Origin of the sequence: Christiangramia qingdaonensis, from assembly GCF_048381525.1 — a bacterium.
Taxonomy (GTDB): Bacteria; Bacteroidota; Bacteroidia; order Flavobacteriales; family Flavobacteriaceae; genus Christiangramia.
On sequence record NZ_JBLWIM010000012.1, the window covers coordinates 657,336 to 676,874 of the forward strand.

The 19,539-nt window shown below is 39.8% G+C and carries 16 protein-coding genes; 10 read left to right on the forward strand and 6 right to left on the reverse strand.

All coding sequences use genetic code 11. From position 1 onward, the window contains the following. From ACNI3T_RS07945 to ACNI3T_RS07965, 5 genes are all read left to right on the forward strand, one after another. Window positions 1-1,165: glycine--tRNA ligase (locus tag ACNI3T_RS07945; RefSeq protein WP_418227356.1), on the forward strand; the 1,165-nt coding region annotated here is incomplete at its 5' end. 120 nt (window positions 1,166-1,285) lie between these two features. Continuing rightward, window positions 1,286-4,282, forward strand: a complete 2,997-nt coding sequence (locus ACNI3T_RS07950; protein ID WP_418227357.1) for a GEVED domain-containing protein — start codon at window positions 1,286-1,288, stop codon at window positions 4,280-4,282. Window positions 4,283-4,363: 81 nt separating this feature from the next. Then, window positions 4,364-5,128: an exodeoxyribonuclease III gene (locus tag ACNI3T_RS07955; protein ID WP_418227358.1), complete on the forward strand. Its 765-nt coding sequence runs from the start codon at window positions 4,364-4,366 to the stop codon at window positions 5,126-5,128. Window positions 5,129-5,133: 5 nt separating this feature from the next. Beyond that, on the forward strand, window positions 5,134-6,096 hold the full coding sequence (locus ACNI3T_RS07960; RefSeq protein ID WP_418227359.1) for an OmpA family protein: 963 nt from the start codon (window positions 5,134-5,136) through the stop codon (window positions 6,094-6,096). Between the two features lie 4 nt (window positions 6,097-6,100). Next, window positions 6,101-7,135, forward strand: a complete 1,035-nt coding sequence (locus tag ACNI3T_RS07965) for an aldo/keto reductase (protein ID WP_418227360.1) — start codon at window positions 6,101-6,103, stop codon at window positions 7,133-7,135. On the opposite strand, the gene ACNI3T_RS07970 is transcribed toward ACNI3T_RS07965, so the two are convergent. Genes ACNI3T_RS07970 through panC form a run of 6 tightly spaced genes read right to left on the reverse strand, consistent with a single transcriptional unit; the run spans window position 7,132 to window position 13,041 of the window. Beyond that, window positions 7,132-8,256, reverse strand: a complete 1,125-nt coding sequence (locus ACNI3T_RS07970; RefSeq protein ID WP_418227361.1) for a peptidoglycan DD-metalloendopeptidase family protein — start codon at window positions 8,254-8,256, stop codon at window positions 7,132-7,134. The genes ACNI3T_RS07965 and ACNI3T_RS07970 overlap by 4 nt on opposite strands. 42 nt (window positions 8,257-8,298) lie before the next feature. Further along, a complete protein-coding gene (radA, locus tag ACNI3T_RS07975) occupies window positions 8,299-9,663 on the reverse strand; it encodes a DNA repair protein RadA (protein WP_322301370.1) in 1,365 nt (454 codons plus the stop codon). Between the two features lie 18 nt (window positions 9,664-9,681). Further along, window positions 9,682-10,827, reverse strand: coding sequence for an alpha/beta hydrolase (locus ACNI3T_RS07980; protein ID WP_418227362.1), 1,146 nt, complete (start codon window positions 10,825-10,827; stop codon window positions 9,682-9,684). 35 nt (window positions 10,828-10,862) lie between these two features. Continuing rightward, window positions 10,863-11,828, reverse strand: coding sequence for a lysylphosphatidylglycerol synthase transmembrane domain-containing protein (locus tag ACNI3T_RS07985; RefSeq protein WP_418227363.1), 966 nt, complete (start codon window positions 11,826-11,828; stop codon window positions 10,863-10,865). A 4-nt stretch (window positions 11,829-11,832) separates the two neighbouring features. Continuing rightward, the gene (gene panD, locus ACNI3T_RS07990) at window positions 11,833-12,183 is read right to left on the reverse strand and encodes an aspartate 1-decarboxylase (protein WP_141879264.1); all 351 of its coding nucleotides are present in this window, start codon (window positions 12,181-12,183) and stop codon (window positions 11,833-11,835) included. A 6-nt stretch (window positions 12,184-12,189) separates the two neighbouring features. Continuing rightward, on the reverse strand, window positions 12,190-13,041 hold the full coding sequence (gene panC, locus ACNI3T_RS07995) for a pantoate--beta-alanine ligase (RefSeq protein WP_418227364.1): 852 nt from the start codon (window positions 13,039-13,041) through the stop codon (window positions 12,190-12,192). A gap of 110 nt (window positions 13,042-13,151) precedes the next feature. Between panC and ACNI3T_RS08000 the strand changes: the two genes are divergently transcribed. From ACNI3T_RS08000 to ACNI3T_RS08020, 5 genes are all read left to right on the forward strand, one after another. Next, a complete protein-coding gene (locus ACNI3T_RS08000) occupies window positions 13,152-13,967 on the forward strand; it encodes a glycogen/starch synthase (protein WP_141879031.1) in 816 nt (271 codons plus the stop codon). 48 nt (window positions 13,968-14,015) lie between these two features. Then, window positions 14,016-15,551 carry a DUF4270 domain-containing protein gene (locus ACNI3T_RS08005; RefSeq protein ID WP_418227365.1) on the forward strand — a complete coding sequence of 512 codons (1,536 nt, stop codon included), beginning with the start codon at window positions 14,016-14,018 and terminating at the stop codon, window positions 15,549-15,551. Between the two features lie 5 nt (window positions 15,552-15,556). After that, window positions 15,557-17,404, forward strand: a complete 1,848-nt coding sequence (gene glmS / locus ACNI3T_RS08010) for a glutamine--fructose-6-phosphate transaminase (isomerizing) (protein ID WP_418227366.1) — start codon at window positions 15,557-15,559, stop codon at window positions 17,402-17,404. Window positions 17,405-17,658: 254 nt separating this feature from the next. Further along, entirely contained in the window at window positions 17,659-19,170 is a 1,512-nt protein-coding gene (atpD, locus tag ACNI3T_RS08015) for a F0F1 ATP synthase subunit beta (RefSeq protein WP_418227367.1), read from the forward strand. A gap of 10 nt (window positions 19,171-19,180) precedes the next feature. Continuing rightward, window positions 19,181-19,477, forward strand: a complete 297-nt coding sequence (locus ACNI3T_RS08020) for a FoF1 ATP synthase subunit delta/epsilon (RefSeq protein WP_141879027.1) — start codon at window positions 19,181-19,183, stop codon at window positions 19,475-19,477. Window positions 19,478-19,539: the final 62 nt, after the last annotated feature.

The window sequence follows — 19,539 nt, forward strand, 5'->3', positions numbered from 1 at the left end:
GTTTGGTGAAGATTTCGATGAAGAAATGTACAGGCAGACCAATCCAAGAGTGCAAAGATATTTAGGTGATCGTAAAGAGATCCTGGAAAGACTGGCTCGCTCGCTTACCAATGAGGATCTTGATGATGTCAAAAAGTTGATAGAAGAACTTGAAATCGCAGATCCCGATACAGGTTCTAAGAACTGGACTGAAGTTAGACAGTTCAACCTTATGTTTGGAACTAAACTGGGAGCTTCAGCAGATTCTGCTACAGATTTATACCTAAGACCTGAAACTGCTCAGGGTATTTTTGTAAACTTTCTGAATGTTCAGAAAACCGGGAGAATGAAAATTCCTTTCGGGATAGCACAGATTGGTAAAGCCTTCAGAAATGAGATCGTAGCAAGACAGTTCATTTTCAGAATGAGAGAGTTTGAACAAATGGAAATGCAATTTTTTGTACGACCAGGTGAAGAACTTGAGTGGTACGAGAAATGGAAAGAAATACGATTAAACTGGCATAGATCATTAGGTTTGGGTGAAGAGAATTACAGATTCCATGATCATGAAAAATTAGCGCATTACGCAAATGCAGCGGCAGATATAGAATTTGATTTCCCGTTTGGATTTAAGGAACTTGAAGGAATTCATTCGAGAACAGATTTTGACCTTAAAGCTCACGAAGAACACTCTGGTAAAAAGCTGAGGTTCTACGATCCTGAGCTTAAAGAAAATTATGTGCCTTATGTGATCGAAACCTCGATAGGTCTTGATCGCATGTTCCTGGCAGTTCTTTCATCTTCGCTAAAAGAAGAACAACTGGAAGATGGGAATACCCGTACGGTATTAAAACTTCCTGCGGTACTGGCTCCAACAAAAGCCGCAGTATTGCCACTGGTGAAGAAAGATGGCTTACCGGAACTTGCCCATAAGATCATTGATGAACTTCAATGGGATTTTAGAGTGCAGTATGATGAGAAAGATGCCATTGGGCGTAGATATAGAAGACAGGATGCTGCCGGAACTCCGCTTTGTATTACGGTAGATCATGACTCAATGGAAGATGATTCAGTAACTGTGAGATTTCGCGATACCATGGAGCAGAAAAGAGTGAAAATCTCTGAACTCGATGCATTGATTAGAAAAGAAACCGACTTTAAAACCTGGATGAAAGATTTCGCATAGGAATTTTCATTTTTGGTATAGTCCCGATATAAAGGCAATTAAGCGATTAATTGCCTTTTTTATATTGATTAAATTTGATAATGTCTATTTTTAGTCATTATTGAAGTTGATGCATTCGCGATGAAAAAATATATACTATTACTTCCTCTTTTATTTCTTTTTCAGCTGAACGTTTTTTCCCAGGAGAAAGAAAGAATGGGACCTGCATTCATAGATTCTGCCAGCGTAATTAAATCGGGAGCACTTTCAAAGAAACGATTGATACCTTCTACCAAAAAGCAAAAGCTTTATAATCCGAGAAACAGGGGGATCAATAAGATCGTTCCAGGGAAAGGCCTGCCAAAAAGGGATGATCCTACTGTACAAAAGAAAAAAGGTGAGATCCCGGCGAAAGCGCCAATATTCACTTTTGATGGAGCAGATACGAGATCAACTCCTTCAGATCCAACAGGTGCCGTAGGTCGAAATCATTATGTGAACGCATGGAATTCTGAATTTGCGATCTGGGATAAGCAGGGAAATGTTTTAATTCCTGGTTCCTCGCTCGCCAGTATTGGTGGTGCTTTCAATGATGAAACTGATGGGGATCCTATCGTTTTCTACGATGAGTCGGCAGATAGGTTCGTGGTCATGCAATTTAGTGATGACCTTGCACCAAGAGGTACAAGTAATTCTCCTGCGGCATTACTTTTCGCAGTTTCTCAGGGTCCCGATCCTGTAAACAGTGGATGGTATACCTATAGATTTGACCTGGAATCATTGCCAGATTATCCAAAAATTTCACTTTGGAGCGACGGTTATTATATCACTACCAACAAGGATGCCTTAGAACCACAGGGTAAAGAAATTGTTTATGTACTGGAGCGTGATAAAATGCAGGCTGGTGCAAATGATGTTAGAATACTGGGTTTTCCTTTACCGGGAATTCAGAATAACGGTTTCTACAGTCCGGCGGGTTTCAGTGTGATGGGATCAGATCTTCCACCTGCAGGAGATGCGCCAATTATTTATTTACAGGACGATCAATGGGCTGGGGTTAATGAAGATCACTTAAAGATCTGGCTTATGGATGTAAACTGGGAGAACCTTTCATCTTCCAGTATTCGGTTAAGCCAGGAGCTTACTGATGGTGTATCACCATTTATAGCAACATTTGATGGTGGTAGCTTTAAAAATCTTGCTCAGCCAGGGAGTGATACAGATATTGATGCCCTGCAAGGTGCCATGATGTACATGACCCAGTATCGCAGGTTTGAAGATCACAATTCGGTCGTTATGAACTTTGTGGTAGATGTGGATGCAAGTCCTGCTGAACATGCGGGTATTCGCTGGTATGAACTAAGACAGGCAAACGATGGAGCAGCCTGGAGTGTTTACCAGGAAGGTACGTATGCCCCGGACCCTAGTGATAGATTTAGCGGAAGCATAGGGATAGATGCCCGGGGAAACATAGCTCTCGGTTTTACGATTCTGGATGATAATCCTGTAGATCCAATTTTCCCTTCCATTCGTTATACCGGCAGGTACGTAAATGATGCATTGGGAATCATGAGCATCGAAGAGCAAAGCATTGTGGAGGGATTGAGTCCGCAGCCCAGTCCTTTTGGACGCTATGGAGATTATGCACATTTAAGTATAGACCCGGTAGATGATCTAACCTTCTGGCATAATGCGGAATATTTTGAAGGAACAAGACGTCTTAATAAAGTGGGCGTTTTTAGATTTTCTGCAACCGAACTCAACGATATTGGAGTGATTAGCCTGGAAAGTCCCGAAGATGCAAGTTTAACCGCTTCAGAACAAATTAGCATCAGGCTTAGAAATTTCGGACTTAATCCTCAATCTAATTTTGAGATCAGCTATACCATAAATGGAGGTGAAACTGTAACTCAAACCTATACTGAAACCATTCCTGCGGAAAGTGTTGCTGAATTTAATTTTTCTGAACTCGCAGATCTTTCCGAAGTAGGCCAGATCTATACATTGGTTATTTCTACTAATCTTGAGGGCGATGTCAATCCCGGAAACGATAGTATTGAAGCTGAGGTGAAAAACTTACCACCTAATGATGTTGGAGTTACTTCTATCGACGCGCCGGAGTCTGGAGAGAATCTGAGTGCTTCTGAGCAGGTGACTGTCACGATCGAGAACTTTGGGGGAGAGCCGCAAAGCAATATCCCGGTTTCTTACCAAATTGGAAATAATGCTACTGTTTCTGAAGTTTTCACTGGAGCCCTTGAAGTCGGAGGTCTTGAAACTTATACTTTTAATCAAACTTCTAATTTCTCAAGTTCCGGGAGATATACGATTACAGCCAGAACCAGACTGGCAAACGATTTTGATTCATCGAACGATTCAGAAAGGACATCGGTTGCCAATCTGGATTGTATTCCAGAAGGTTCAGATTGTTCCCAGGGAGATGGTATATTTTATTTCGAGATCAATGATTTTGTAAATGAAAGAATTCCATGTACTACAGGATATCTTGATTTTATTGGAGGTACTACGAATCTTGATCGATCAATCAACGATTATAGCGTAACTGTTCAAACCAATTTTGCAGATGATGATGTGGAGAAGTTTTCCATGTGGATCGATCTAAATGATAATGCGGTTTTTGAAGATTCTGAAAGACTAATTACTTCGGAAGTAATTCCGGAAATTAATACGCCTTTTACCTATAATTTCAGTTTACCTGAAGATGCCAAACTGGGACAACACTTACTGAGAATTAGAGCTGGCGATACCAGTTTTGATGGAGATCTAAATGATCCATGTTCAGTAATGGCCTATGGAACAACACATGATTATTCAGTAAATATCATTGACAGTACTTTAGATATTGAAGACTTCATCCTAAATGAAGCCGAATTGATCGTGGTTTCAGATCCAACCATAGAAGGACTTTACAGGGTAGTAATGGAAACAAGCTTTAATGAACCACTACGTCTCACGGTTCATGATATTAGCGGACAATTGCTTCTGGAAAACCTGATCCTGAATGAAGGGGACGGTTATATCTATGATCTGGATATGTCATACGCTGCGAGGGGAGTTTACCTAGTTCGCGTAGGTACAAGAAAAGTTGGAAAAGTAAAACGCTTTATCGTCAAATAACGATCATTTTAAATAAATCATAACGCTATCCGGGACCACGAAAAGTTCAGATAGCGTTATTTTTGTGCAAAATCGAATTCTATGACTATTATCTCATATAATGTAAACGGCATCAGGGCTGCGATCAGGAAAGGTTTTCTTGACTGGTTACAACAGGCAGATCCAGATGTGGTTCTTATTCAGGAAATTAAAGCTACTCCAGAACAACTTGATCTGGGAGTCTTTGAAAAAGCTGGGTATCCATATCAATACTGGTATCCCGCAACTAAAAAGGGTTATAGCGGCGTGGCAATTTTGAGTAAAACCAAACCAGATCATGTAGAGTATGGGACCGGAATAGATTATATGGATTATGAAGGCCGGGTAATTCGGGCAGATTTTGGAGAACTTTCAGTCATGAGTCTCTATTTGCCATCGGGTACCAATACTGCAAGGCTCGATTTTAAGTTCAAATTTATGGAGGACTTCCAGTATTATATAGATGAACTTAAAAAGTCCAGACCTAATTTGATCATTGGCGGGGATTATAACATTTGTCACGAAGCCATCGATATTCACGATCCGGTGAGATTAAAAAACACTTCCGGATTTCTTCCTGAAGAACGACAGTGGATCGATAGGTTGATGCAAAGTGGCTTTATAGATAGCTTTCGTCATTTCAATGAAGAGCCAGATCAGTATTCCTGGTGGAGTTACAGAGCCAATGCACGAAATAACAATAAAGGATGGAGAATCGATTATAACCTGGTGGCAGCGCCACTTAAAGATCGCTTGAAAAGAGCAGTAATCCTGCCGGAAGCATACCATAGTGACCATTGTCCCGTTCTAGTAGAAATCGAAAAATAAAAAATATGAAACTTAAAATTCTTACAATTTCAACACTTCTGGCATTGGGAACATCCTGTGTTTCATCGAAAAAATACAATGATCTGGAAGGTAGAAATGCAGACCTTCAGCGTGAGAATAGAAGCATGACTGAGGACCTCAATTCCTTCCGAAGTAATTCGGAAAAGCTTGGCAATGATCTTGCCAGCTTACAAAAAGAGTACGATGCTGCTACCACAGAGCGAAATGATCTTATGCAGAAATATGCTGCGTTGCAGAAGAACTATTCCAGCTTGGAGGAATCCTATGATGCGCTGGAGCAAAACAGTTCAGCAGCCATTTTGGAGAATTCCCGTCAAAATAGAGAGTTACTCGCGCAATTAGACGAAAAAGAAGCCGACCTGATTACTGAAAAGAACCGACTGGAAAAGCTTCAAAAAGACCTCAATCTCCGTTCGCAAAGAATCGATGAACTGGAGTCTGTTATTGCAGCTAAAGACGCCAAGATGAACGCTCTTAAGAATGCAGTATCAAATGCTCTTACAAATTTTGAAGGTAAGGGATTAAGCGTTGAGCAAAAAGATGGAAAAGTATATGTTTCCATGGAAAATAAATTGCTGTTCGATTCTGGTAGCTGGGCAGTGAACCAGGAAGGTAGAGAAGCTGTAAAACAGCTGGGAAGCGTACTTGCCCAAAATCCCGATATCGCAGTTCTAATTGAAGGACATACAGATAATGTGCCTTATGGTGGAAGCGGACAATTAAAAGACAACTGGGATCTTTCTACTAAAAGAGCGACGTCTATAGTCCAGATCTTACGCGAAAACAACCAGATTGACCCTCAAAGTCTAACTGCTGCTGGTAGAGGTGAATATGCACCAATCGCCAAAAATGAATCTGAAGCAGGAAAAGCCAAAAACCGTAGAATTGAAGTGATTCTTACTCCAAAACTGGATGAAATCACTCGTGTTCTTAATGAAATTGAATAATTAGATGAAATATAGCAATCTACCGAATACCAATATAAAAGTTAGTAAGATCTGTCTTGGTTCCATGACCTGGGGCGAGCAGAATACAGAGGCTGAAGGTCACGAGCAATTAGATTACGCCCTGGATAAAGGTGTGAACTTTATTGATACTGCTGAAATGTATTCGATACCAACTAAGGCAGAAACTCAGGGAAGTACAGAAAAAGTGATCGGGTTCTGGTTGAAGAAAACCGGAAGAAGAGATGATGTGGTGATCGCCAGCAAAGTGGCTGGTCCCGGAGATATGGTTTCGCATATTCGCGAAAATCTTGGTTTTCATAAAGAGGCCATCCAGGATGCATTGCATAATTCCTTAAAGAGATTGCAAACAGATCACATCGATCTTTACCAGTTGCACTGGCCGGAACGTAATACCAATTTCTTCGGAAAACTGGATTATAAGCATGATGAATCTGAAGCCTGGGAAGAAAACTTTCAGGAAATTCTGGAATCTTTGCAGGATTTTGTTCAGCAAGGGAAAATAGGTCATATAGGTTTGAGTAACGAAACTCCGTACGGACTCATGAAATTCCTTCAGGCTGCAGGAGATAAACTGCCGAAAGTAGTGACCGTTCAAAATCCATACAGTCTGCTGAATCGAAAAGACGAGATTGGGTTAACAGAAATACTTCATCGGGAGAATGTAGGCTTATTTCCGTATTCACCGCTTGGAATGGGAACGCTTAGTGGAAAGCATTTAAATGGTATTCAAAAGAACTCCCGTTTAGATCTGTTTCCGCAGTATAAGAGATATTCAAACGATCTGGCAGTCGAAGCAACCAGGAAATACAAAGATCTTGCAGATAAGCATGATCTTAGTTTAACCCATCTCGCTTTAGCTTTTGTGAATCAGCAAAAATTCGTAACCAGCAATATTATTGGTGCTACGACCATGGAGCAACTAAAGGAAAATATTGAAAGTATTGATATCGTTCTTAGCGATGAAATTTTGAAAGAGATCGATGAGATCCATCAGCAAATTCCGAATCCTGCACCCTAAATACTTGGTCTTACCAGGCTCTCATGCACATACATAGAACGGTCGAGGCTATCACGAACATGATACCAATCGGCCGTTTTTCCTTGTACGAACAACAATTCGCCATTTCTGGCAGTTTTCATTATTTTAGAATTACTGGCAGCTGCTTTATTCCGCAAGTTTGCTTTGGTTGAACTTACTCTAAGTTGTTGCGCTATTTCATTATCCTTCGGAATAGCACTTTCCAGGGTTTCAGTTTTATAAACAAATCCCAGCGGATCAATCGCTCCAGTATTCCTGCGATATATTCCGAAGTGTAAATGTGGAGGTGTGGTTTTTGCATTTCCGGTATTGCCAACAAATCCAAGAGTATCACCGGTCTTGACCGAATTTAAATTTGGTATTATACTATCCAGGTGGGCATAGTATATAGATTGAGAGCGTTTTGAATCACGCAGCCAGACCTGTTTCCCGCCAAGACCTTTCTCTCCTGAAAAACCTATCCTTCCTGAAGTTGTTGCGACAACCGGCGTTGCCCGATCTGCAAAAATATCGATACCCTCATGGTCCCGGCTGCCACCATCCCGAATATCTCCCCAGTAACTACCAATATCTGCATTTTCCCCGCCAGAAACTGGAAATTGATAAGCTGCTACTATGGCAAGTTGAATTGTAAACGGTGTATGAGCTTCAATTTCCGGCTGAAAAATCACTTTATAGAGTCCGTTTTCTTCTACTTCGTAGGAAATAGAACCATCAGGTTTAGGTTTTAAAACCTGTTCAAACTTTTTAGTTTGATTGTTACGACGATATATTTCAGTAAAAATGAGAGTGGAGGAGGAGTCGGTTTTAAAATTTGTGTTCAGGATCTCACCTGGTTTTAAATACGCCTGGTAAGAATAAATATGGAAGCTTTTAGGTTTCAAGTTTCCTGCTTCGGTATAGGGCATTTCAACTTCGATACTATCATTTAAAGCTTTCTGAATCCTGGATTCCCAAATACTAAATAATTCATCTGAAATATCCTGATCCCGTTGATATTGCTCTTTTTCAGAAAGACCTGAAATAAGATCTTCAGCCTTTTCCAGCTGAGAACAGCCAGAAATAAGCAAGAAAATAAAAATATACCTAAGGTTGCGCATTTGCTTCATATCGAGCTAAATATACGCAGCAATTGTGCCAGTCTATTCAAAAAGATGACTTACAACATCTTCAATTTTGGAAACTTTAATGACCCTGATATGATATTCAGATTTCGGGAATTTATTCTGTTTAGAGACCATAATGCTGGCAAAACCAAGTTTCTCGGCCTCAAGAATTCTTTGCTCGACCCTGGTCACAGGTCTCACCTCACCAGCAAGGCCAATTTCAGCAGCAAAACAGATATCTTTTGGAAGGGCAATATCTTCGTTTGAAGACAGAATTGCAGCAACAACCGCGAGGTCTATCGCCGGGTCATCCACACTAATACCGCCAGTAACATTCAGAAAAACATCTTTCGCTCCCAGCCTGAATCCAGCTCTTTTCTCGAGAACTGCCAATAACATATTCAGTCTTTTGGCATTATAACCGGTGGTAGAGCGCTGTGGAGTCCCATAAACAGCGGTGCTTACCAAAGCCTGGATCTCGATCATTAATGGTCGCATTCCTTCCAGTGTAGAAGCGATGGCTGTTCCACTTAGATCTTCATCATTCTTGGAAATAAGTATTTCTGAAGGATTGTTGACTTCCCGGAGTCCGCTGCCCTGCATCTCATAGATGCCTAATTCATGTGTGCTTCCGAAGCGATTTTTATGCGCTCTAAGGATCCTGTATACATGGTTTCGATCTCCTTCAAACTGCAAAACGGTATCGACCATATGCTCAAGAACCTTCGGGCCAGCGATACTTCCTTCTTTCGTGATATGCCCTATCAAAATGACCGGAGTATTACTTTCCTTAGCAAATTTTATAAGCTCGGCGGTGCATTCCCTGATCTGAGAAATACTTCCCGGTGCGCTTTCAATATAATCACTATGCAAGGTCTGGATCGAATCGATAATAACCACTTCAGGCTCGATCTCTTCTACCTGCCGGAAGATATTCTGAGTTTTAGTTTCGGTAAGGATAAAACAATTGGCAGGATTAGGGTCGATACGTTCAGCGCGCATTTTGATTTGCTGCTGACTTTCTTCTCCGGAAACGTATAATACCTTATATTTTAGTTGCAGACTGATCTGAAGTAGTAGCGTGCTTTTCCCAATTCCTGGTTCACCACCAAGCAAAGTAAGCGACCCCGGAACGAGCCCACCTCCAAGTACACGATTTAGTTCATTGTTTCCAGTATTCAGACGGTCGTGTGGTGTAGTTTCAATTTCAGCAATGAGCAACGGCCTGGCTAATTTTTTGGCTTCCTTACTGGCACTGGTTTTCCAGTCCTTTTTTTCAGGTTTAGCAACAAGCTCTTCTACTATCGTATTCCAGTCGCCGCAACTGTTGCATTTCCCCTGCCATTTTGCGTATTGTGCACCACATTTCTGACAATAGAATGTTGTCTTTACCTTTGCCATTTTCTAAATTATATTCTGCTAATAACCGAAATCTTTTTTGATTGCATCTGCCTTCTCAAGCATATAATCTGCATCCAGGAACGCGATACTTTTTTGTCCGTAGGCATTTTGATACATACGCATTGCCTTTTTGGGATTCCCGGTTTCTTCTTCATGTCGGGCTTCGAAGAATGTTCCCAACATGGTTCCCGGATAATGATCAAAAGCAAGTTTGTAAAGATCCTTATAGGCTTCCCAGTTTCGTGTTTTTTCAATAGCGTTATGAACAGCCATAAAATCGTTGATGCTTATTTGTCTTTTAAGACCATAAAGTTCTTCGATCGACTCATATTTCTCGGTAAGATATTGGGTAGGAGATATGGAAGTTTGCAGAAGGATTTCATTATAATCTTTGGTTGAAATAGGGCGGTAGATCTCAAACATGCTTGAGATCGCCGAAGGTATGGCCTTGCCGACCAGCGAGTAGTGAGATTCACCCGTAAATTCTTCAAATTTATAAGAAACCAGCTTATTGTTGATGCCTTTCAATTGATTATCAAAACTGGCAATACCAGATTTTAGTGCAGGAATATCCTCGTTTGAAGTTGCCAGATAGAACCATTTTTTGGATTCTGAAGATTCTAATGCATCCGTAACCCAGTTCGCTACTTCTGGAGCCAGATCAGGACTAAGATTAATATAACCTTTGAAAATGGGCTCTTGTTTAAGGAGATAATAATTGATAAAATTGGCGGTGAAATCATGTCCCACGATCATTCGGAAATTTGCCGTTCTGTATTTTTGATCGAGACTAGCGAGTAATTCCATACCTATAAATTCAAAAAACTTAGCGCCTTTATCTGCAGGAAGAGAATTTTCTCCGTAGGATGTATCTTCCATACGAATTCCATCCTGATTAATTCCCACAACGATCATTTCAGGAATATCTTTCCAGTAAGAATAATAATCTACCATACCAGCTACGGGTTCGAACAGGTAGTCTCCATCCAGAACGACCACAACAGGGTATCTCTTCTCTGAATTCTGTTCGTAATTTCTGGGAAGTTGAATTTTAATTTCTCTTTGTTCTCCTAACTTTTGAGAGTTGACGGTCTCATGCAGGATCTGCGACCAGCTTACTAAAGGCAGAATAAGTGCCAATAGCATGGTTGATAAACGTTTCATAGGTGTAGTATTGATTCGGACAGGAAAGGTAAGTATTATTTCCTGTTATTAAAAAGCGGTAACAGTATAAATGATAGTCCGCCAAATAACAGAACCACAGCGGTTTGAGTTGCCCAGGAGATCCAGCCAAGCGCTTCAGCAGCATGTGATTCGATCCCAAAGAACATCAGGATTCCGCCTACGGCTAATGGATAGACTCCTATGCCGCCATTAGTTGCTGAAACTGCAAAACTTCCCACGACGAATGCAGCCAGAATGGTGCCTGGAGTAGCATCTGCAGTCTCAGGAACGCTTAGTTTTATTACGAAGAACATGCATAGATACATTGACCAGATAAAGATGGTATGTCCTATAAAAGCCCATTTCTGGCGCATGTTCAGGATACTTCGCATCCCTTCCAGCAGGCCTTTTGCGAGTTTTTTTATTTTTTTAAAAGGTCCCCAGTTCGATCTTTTAATAACTGTAAGGCCTAAAACTCCGAGTACTACCAGTCCCAGAAAAATGAGTAGGGTATTCACGGGTTTAATGTTCTGGTCATGCAGGTATCCTAAAAGATCGTCGGTTTGCAAAATAAGCGCAACGCCAATGATGAGCATTAGAATAAGTAGATCAGCAACTCTTTCAGAAATAATGGTTCCGAAACCTTTTTCAAAAGGAACCTTTTCATAAGTAGTTAGCGTGGCAGCACGCAAAACTTCACCAGATCTTGGAATTCCGAAGTTAGCAAGATAGGCGACCATCACTGCCATGAAACGGTTTGGAAGCCGGGTGGTATAACCCATTGGTTCCAGCATAAACTTCCAACGATAAGCCCTTGAAAGATGTGAAAGCGTTCCAAGAACAAAAGAAATTGCAATCCAGAATTTGTTGGCATCAACAATACTCTGCCACAGGCTTGCACGTTCCTGGGCAGTAGAACTCTGTAATGAATACCATACTAAAAAAATCCCCAGAAATAAGGGGATACTAATTTTTAAAAACTTTTTAAATTTTTTGCTCAACGCTTTATTTCAAAAGATTGGTTTCTTCATCAGGAAATACCAATGAGGGTTTAAAGTTTTTAGCTTCTTCTATTTCCATAATTCCATATGCAATAATGATCAAAATATCGTCCTTGGCAACTTTTCTTGCTGCCGCACCGTTTAAAGTGATCTCACCTGAATTTCTAGGGCCTGGAATTACATAGGTTTCAAGACGTTCACCGTTGTTATTATTAACGATCTGTACCTTTTCACCTTCAATAATATTCGCCGCTTCCATTAAATCTTCATCGATAGTGATACTACCAATATAATTTAGATCTGCACCGGTTACTTTAACTCTGTGAATTTTGGATTTTACTACGTGAATCTGCATCATGAATTAATTGTTCAGAGCGATGTTATCGATGAGACGAATATCGTCTGCATATACTGCGATGAACGCCCTGTATTGTTTTTCTTTTTCTTTAATTTCAATTTTTTGAAGACTATTAGCTTCAGCAATCATAAAATATTCCAGTTCCAGAACATCCTGATCTTGAAATGCCGCCTCAACCCAGTCTGTCACTTCTTTAGCACTTTTTGTGCCAAATAGCTCACTGGCAGTTTGTAACGTTTTATAAATAAAAGCTGCTTTCTGCCTGTTTGCATCAGTTAGACGTTCATTTCGTGACGACCTTGCAAGTCCGCTATCCTCTCTTAAAATTGGGCAGCCAATGATTTCCACTGGTAGTTTTGTGAGATCTGTAAGCTTGCGAATAATCTGTAATTGCTGAAAATCCTTTTCACCGAAAAAAGCTTTATCAGGTTCCGTGGCTTCGAACAATTTTTTCACTACGGTGCCAACACCATTAAAATGTCCATTTCTAAATTTTCCTTCCATGACATTCTCCAAGCCACCAAAATCAAATTGTTGGGAAACGATCTTGCCGTCATAGAGTTCAGTCGCATTAGGGCTAAAAATCCATAAATTTTCGAATTTAGTCTTTAATAATGCGATATCCTGCTCGAGATTTCTAGGGTATTTTTCCAGATCATCCGGGTCATCAAATTGAGTTGGATTTACAAATATGGATACAACAACCTGATCTGTTTGTTGTGTGGCTAATTGAACCAGGGATAGATGACCTTCATGTAAAGCACCCATGGTTGGCACCAGTCCGATGCTCTTTTCTTCAGATTTCTTCTCGCGAATAGCCTCAAGTAAACGTCCTTTCTCCCTAAAAACCTGCATTTTATTTTAAAATTAACAGCGTGCAAACTTAATATATCTGTGGCAATCTGCATAAAATTTTGTAATTTTGCGTGTTTTTTATTCGGAAACGTAACTAAAGCAAAGAATATATGAAAGATAAGAGAGTGTTATACGTCTCGTCTGAAGTTATACCGTACTTACCTGAAACCGATATCTCATCTACTTCCTTTGAAGCTGCAAAAATGGTTAATAACCTAGGCGGACAGATAAGGATCTTCATGCCAAGATTCGGAAATATAAATGAAAGAAGGCATCAATTACATGAAGTGATTCGATTATCCGGGATGAACCTGGTGATCAACGATCTTGATATGCCTCTAATCATTAAAGTTGCTTCCATTCCAAAAGAGAGAATGCAGGTTTATTTTATTGATAATGAAGATTATTTTAAAAGGAAGGCAACTTTGACAGATGAAGATGGAAATCTCTTTTCTGATAATGACGAAAGAGCAATTTTCTTTGCAAAAGGGGTGATCGAAACAGTGAAAAAACTGAACTGGTCTCCAGATATCATTCATGTACATGGATGGTTATCTTCTCTTTTACCACTTTATTTAAGAAATTATTACGGGAATGAGCCATTATTCCGTGATGCAAAAATTGTGACCTCTGTTTACAATCAAAGTTTCGATGGAACGTTAGATGAAGAACTACGTGAGAAAATTTTGTTTGATGGTTTTGAAAATGCTAACGTAAAGCATCTAAAAACTCCAAACTTCGTAAATATTTTGAAGACGGCAGTAGATAATTCAGATGCTGTAGTAATGGGTGGTGATGATGTGCCTGAAGAGTTGCAGGATTACATTAAGAAGCTTAATAAACCGGTTCTTCCTTATACCGAAAAAGAAAATTTCTCTCACGCGTATCAGGAATTTTATGACACTAAAGTATTGTCAGAATCGTAAGAAAAATTTTAAATGAGATTAAATAATTTATACAGAATAACAGTCTTTATGGCTGTTATTTCCGCTTTTGTAGGGTGTGATGAAGACTTTTCAGAAATAGGAGGAGAGATCATAACCAATCCTTCGAATGTTGAAGTTCGGGAGTTCAACGTGAATGCCTACACTAAAAAGCTTAATTCAGTACAAACCAATAACTCGTCCAATTTCTTTCTGGGCGTCACCAATCACGATCTGTACGGCAAATCTGTCGCTAGTATAGTTAGCGAGTTGAGATTATCCACTTTGGATCCGGATTTTGGCGACAACGTAGAGCTTGATAGTGTGGTGCTTAAAATTCCTTATTATTCTTCGGAAGCAGCCACTTCAGATGATGATGAGGTAACATATGAGCTGGATTCCATTTATGGAAATGGTTCTTTCAAATTATCCATCTTCGAGACGAACTTTTTACTTAATGACCTCGATCCTGATGCTGGTTTTGAATCGGATCAGAGATATTATTCAGACCAAAAACAACTATTCGAGCAGAATATTGTAGGGCCAGCGATCTATGTAAAAGAAAATTTCGAGCCTTCGGCTTTAGCTTTCGACTCTTACGAAGTTGGTGAAGATGGAACCGATACTATCGCCAATACACCATCTTTCAGGATAAAACTTCCTACGGATTATTTCGAAACGAAGATTCTTGATAAGGAAGGTTCTTCTGAATTATCTTCGAATACCGATTTCAGAAACTACTTCAGAAATTTATATATCAAGGCTGAAGAGAATGGAACCGAAGGATCACAGATCTTCTTTAATCTGAATAATCAGGATGCTAGGATCACTCTGTATTATCGTAGTGATCGCGAGGTAGATGATGAGCTTGAAGAGGGTGTTCGTGGGAGTTATACCTTGAATTTTGCTTCTGGAAACAGAGTGAATCTATTGGAGGGAGCATATCCATCTGATGTTTTACAGGAAATTGAGTCGCAATCTTCAGAAACCGGTGCTGAAAATCTTTATATTAAAGGACAGCAAGGAAGTATGGCGATTATTGAGCTATTTCCAGATACATTGGTGCTTGACGATCTAAGATCACAAGATCTATTGATCAATGAAGCTACCCTGGAATTTTTTGTAAATCGTGATGTTTATGAAGGTGAAAATCCAGATAGACTATATTTGTATGACTTTACTAATAATGCTTTTCTTGGCGATTACGCGATAGATCTTACGCTTAATGCGGCAGATCCTTCAGCTAGTTTGACAACTTTTTCAAGTCCGTTACAGGTCGAAGAAGGAGAAGATGGTTATTATTATACTTTAAGGATCACTAATCATTTATCCAACATTCTGAATAATGATGGAGATAATGTGAAACTAGGACTTGTAGCAGTGCCTAATATTAATACGGTGGTATCAAGGTCAAGTCAGGGAGTAATTGCAGGTTCTTTAAATTCTGCAGTAAGAAATTCAGAAGTGCTTACCAGAATTCCTACGGGTTCTGTATTAACTCCGGAAGGAACCGTATTGCACGGTAGCAATTCCGCAGATGAAAATAAGAGATTGAAATTGAGAATATATTATACCAACTATAATTAAGAAATATGTGTGGAATTGTTGGATACATAGGGCATAGAGAAGCCTACCCTATTGTTTTAAAAGGATTACAAAGACTGGAATATCGTGGTTACGATAGTGCTGGTATCGCTCTATACGATGGTGAAGAGCTGAAGATGTGTAAAACAAAAGGTAAGGTAGCCGATCTAAAGCAGAAATTCGAAGAGGAAGTTACTACAAATGGAACTGTAGGAATTGGTCATACCAGATGGGCAACTCACGGTGAGCCGAATGATATAAACTCTCATCCTCACTATTCAAATTCCGGTGACCTAGTTATTATACATAACGGAATCATTGAGAATTATGATTCTTTGAAAAAGGAATTGAAAAAACGTGGTTACACTTTTAAAAGTGATACAGATACCGAGGTATTGGTAAATCTTATTGAAGATGTAATCGTGAATGAAAAGGTGAAGCTAGGTAAGGCAGTTCAGATTGCTTTGAACCAGACAATTGGTGCCTATGCTATCGCTGTTTTCAATAAATCAAAACCAGACGAAATTGTAGTTGCAAGACTGGGAAGTCCGTTAGCTATTGGAGTTGGCGAAGATGAATTTTTCGTAGCATCAGATGCATCACCATTTCTAGAATTTACTAATAATGCGATCTACCTGGAAGACGGAGAGATGGCAGTTATTCGCAGAGATAAGGGTGTGAAAGTGAGAAAAATTCATGATGATTCACTAGTAGATCCTTATGTACAGGAATTGCAAATGAATCTGGAGCAGATCGAAAAAGGTGGTTATGATCACTTTATGCTGAAGGAAATTCATGAACAGCCTAATGCCATTAGCGATACCTATAGAGGTAGAATGCTGGTAGATCAAGGCATCATTAGAATGGCCGGAGTAGATGATAATATGGAGCGTATTGCGAATGCAAAACGTATCATTATTGTTGCTTGTGGTACCTCCTGGCATGCTGGTCTGGTAGCCGAATATATTTTTGAAGATATCGCCAGAATTCCTGTAGAAGTAGAATACGCTTCAGAATTTAGGTATAGAAATCCAGTGATTTCAGAAAACGATGTGGTTATTTCCATATCGCAGAGTGGTGAAACTGCAGATACTATGGCGGCAATCAAGCTAGCCAAAGAAAAGGGAGCTTTCACTTTTGGAGTTTGTAACGTTGTAGGATCTTCAATTTCAAGAGAAACTCACGCAGGAGCTTATACACATGCTGGGCCAGAAATTGGTGTTGCTTCCACAAAAGCGTTTACAACTCAAATAACAGTGCTTACATTAATGGCTCTCAAGCTTGGAAAGTTTAAAGGGACCATTTCTCATAGCGATTTCCAATTCCATTTACAGGAATTGGAGCGAATTCCAGAGAAAGTTAAAGAAGCACTTAAGTCTGATGAACTAATTCAGGAGGTTGCGGCTAAATATAAAGATGCTCCAAACTGTCTTTATTTAGGTAGAGGGTATAATTTCCCTGTAGCGCTTGAGGGTGCTTTAAAACTAAAAGAGATTTCTTATATCCACGCTGAAGGTTATCCTGCGGCAGAGATGAAGCATGGACCAATCGCATTGATCGATGAGCAAATGCCAGTGGTAGTGATTGCTACAAAGAAAGGACATTACGAAAAAGTAGTGAGTAACATACAGGAGATTAAATCCAGAAAAGGAAAGATCATTGGTATCGTTACTAAGGGAGATGAAGAAGTTAGAGATCTTGCAGATTATGTAATCGAAGTTCCGGAAACTATGGAATCACTTACTCCTTTGCTTACAACGATCCCATTACAGTTATTATCCTATCATATTGCAGTAATGCTTGGAAAAAATGTGGATCAACCACGTAACCTCGCAAAGTCTGTTACGGTAGAATAATTGTTTGACATATTGGATAAAAAAGCCTCTTCGATTGAAGAGGCTTTTTCGTATTAATAAGATTTTTAGTGTGGCTTAACCTTGGAAATTCGGGCATTTTTAAAACATTAAAAACTTCTCTTTATTTCAATCTGTTATTTCAGAGAAAAATTTATCTTTGCACCCTGAAAATGACCTATTTCTGATTCATCAATATTGAAATCAAGCAAGTAGGTATTTGAATTTTACGTAATAAAATTAAAAGAATTAGATAAATGTCTAAAGTCACAGGTAAAGTTGCCCAGATTATTGGTCCTGTAGTTGACGTTGTGTTCGACTCAGAAAACGCTGAACTGCCAAAGATCTATGATTCTTTGGAAATCGCCAGAAAAGATGGTTCTACTTTAGTTCTTGAAGTACAATCACATATTGGAGAAGATACTGTAAGAACGATCTCTATGGACTCTACTGACGGTCTTAGCCGTGGTGTTGAGGTTCTTAATACCGGAAATCCTATTCAAATGCCAGTTGGTAAAGATGTTTACGGACGTCTTTTCAACGTTATTGGTGATGCGATTGACGGTCTTGGAAACTTGCCAAAAGCAGGAGCAGATGGATTACCAATTCACCGCCAGGCGCCAAAATTTGAAGATTTATCTGTGTCTACTGAAGTTCTGTTTACAGGAATTAAAGTAATTGACCTTATCGAGCCTTATTCTAAAGGTGGTAAGATTGGTCTTTTTGGAGGTGCAGGAGTTGGAAAAACGGTACTTATACAGGAATTAATTAATAATATCGCTAAAGGTCACGGTGGACTTTCTGTTTTTGCAGGAGTTGGTGAGCGTACTCGTGAAGGGAATGACCTTCTTAGAGAGATGTTAGAGTCCGGAATTATCAAGTACGGTGACGATTTCATGCATTCTATGGAAGAAGGCGGATGGGATCTTCAAAAGGTAGATAAAGAAATCATGAAGGAGTCTAAAGCTACCTTCGTCTTTGGACAAATGAACGAACCACCTGGAGCACGTGCGCGTGTAGCCCTTTCTGGTCTTACGATTGCGGAATATTTCCGTGATGGAGCTGGAGAAGGTCAGGGGAAAGACGTTCTTTTCTTCGTAGATAACATTTTCCGTTTTACTCAGGCTGGTTCAGAGGTGTCTGCACTTCTTGGACGTATGCCATCAGCAGTAGGATATCAGCCAACGCTAGCAACCGAGATGGGTGCGATGCAGGAGCGAATTACTTCTACTAAAAACGGTTCTATTACATCTGTACAGGCGGTTTATGTACCTGCAGATGACCTTACCGATCCAGCACCGGCAACAACATTTGCCCACCTGGATGCAACAACGGTACTTTCTCGTAAGATTGCTGAGCTAGGTATTTATCCTGCGGTAGATCCGTTGGATTCTACTTCAAGAATCCTTACACCAGAGATCTTAGGAAATGAGCATTATGATTGTGCACAAAGAGTAAAAGAGCTTTTACAGAGATATAAAGAGCTTCAGGATATTATCGCTATTCTTGGTATGGAAGAACTTTCCGAAGAAGATAAGCTTGCAGTATCCAGAGCAAGACGTGTTCAACGTTTCCTTTCTCAGCCATTCCACGTAGCAGAGCAGTTTACTGGTCTTAAAGGAGTGCTTGTAGATATTAAAGATACCATCAAAGGTTTCAATATGATCATGGATGGAGAGCTGGATAAATATCCGGAAGCGGCCTTTAACCTTAAAGGAACCATCGAGGAAGCGATCGAAGCTGGTGAGAAAATGCTTGCTGAAAACTAAAATTAGTTAAATGTATTTAGAGATAGTTACTCCAGAGGCGGTAGTATTCAGAGCTAAAGTAGATGCTGTGAAAGTTCCAGGAAATGATGGTGAATTTCAAATGCTGAACAATCACGCACCTATCGTATCTGTTCTTACTGAAGGTGATGTAAAGATCGACCTTGCAGCCGGAAGCACGAACGAGATCAAAGCTAAAGATCAGTCGGCTTTTAGAACGGAAGGAAACAATACTGAAGTTTTGTTCTACACCATTAAAGGTGGAGTTCTTGAAATGAAGGATAATAAAGCTATAATTTTAGCCGATTAATATTCTCATTCTTATAAAATTTAAAGCCTTTCATTTCTGAAAGGCTTTTTTTATGAGCATTG

What these genes read in the sequence shown, in the direction of transcription:
- ACNI3T_RS08005 (WP_418227365.1), top strand. Translation starts at nt 14,016, where the DNA reads ATGGCTGTTATTTCCGCTTTTGTAGGGTGTGATGAAGACTTTTCAGAA.
- ACNI3T_RS07965 (WP_418227360.1), top strand. Translation starts at nt 6,101, where the DNA reads ATGAAATATAGCAATCTACCGAATACCAATATAAAAGTTAGTAAGATC.
- ACNI3T_RS07955 (WP_418227358.1), top strand. Translation starts at nt 4,364, where the DNA reads ATGACTATTATCTCATATAATGTAAACGGCATCAGGGCTGCGATCAGG.
- panD (WP_141879264.1), bottom strand. Translation starts at nt 12,183, where the DNA reads ATGCAGATTCACGTAGTAAAATCCAAAATTCACAGAGTTAAAGTAACC.
- glmS (WP_418227366.1), top strand. Translation starts at nt 15,557, where the DNA reads ATGTGTGGAATTGTTGGATACATAGGGCATAGAGAAGCCTACCCTATT.
- radA (WP_322301370.1), bottom strand. Translation starts at nt 9,663, where the DNA reads ATGGCAAAGGTAAAGACAACATTCTATTGTCAGAAATGTGGTGCACAA.
- ACNI3T_RS08000 (WP_141879031.1), top strand. Translation starts at nt 13,152, where the DNA reads ATGAAAGATAAGAGAGTGTTATACGTCTCGTCTGAAGTTATACCGTAC.
- panC (WP_418227364.1), bottom strand. Translation starts at nt 13,041, where the DNA reads ATGCAGGTTTTTAGGGAGAAAGGACGTTTACTTGAGGCTATTCGCGAG.
- ACNI3T_RS07970 (WP_418227361.1), bottom strand. Translation starts at nt 8,256, where the DNA reads ATGCGCAACCTTAGGTATATTTTTATTTTCTTGCTTATTTCTGGCTGT.
- atpD (WP_418227367.1), top strand. Translation starts at nt 17,659, where the DNA reads ATGTCTAAAGTCACAGGTAAAGTTGCCCAGATTATTGGTCCTGTAGTT.
- ACNI3T_RS08020 (WP_141879027.1), top strand. Translation starts at nt 19,181, where the DNA reads ATGTATTTAGAGATAGTTACTCCAGAGGCGGTAGTATTCAGAGCTAAA.
- ACNI3T_RS07980 (WP_418227362.1), bottom strand. Translation starts at nt 10,827, where the DNA reads ATGAAACGTTTATCAACCATGCTATTGGCACTTATTCTGCCTTTAGTA.
- ACNI3T_RS07960 (WP_418227359.1), top strand. Translation starts at nt 5,134, where the DNA reads ATGAAACTTAAAATTCTTACAATTTCAACACTTCTGGCATTGGGAACA.
- ACNI3T_RS07950 (WP_418227357.1), top strand. Translation starts at nt 1,286, where the DNA reads ATGAAAAAATATATACTATTACTTCCTCTTTTATTTCTTTTTCAGCTG.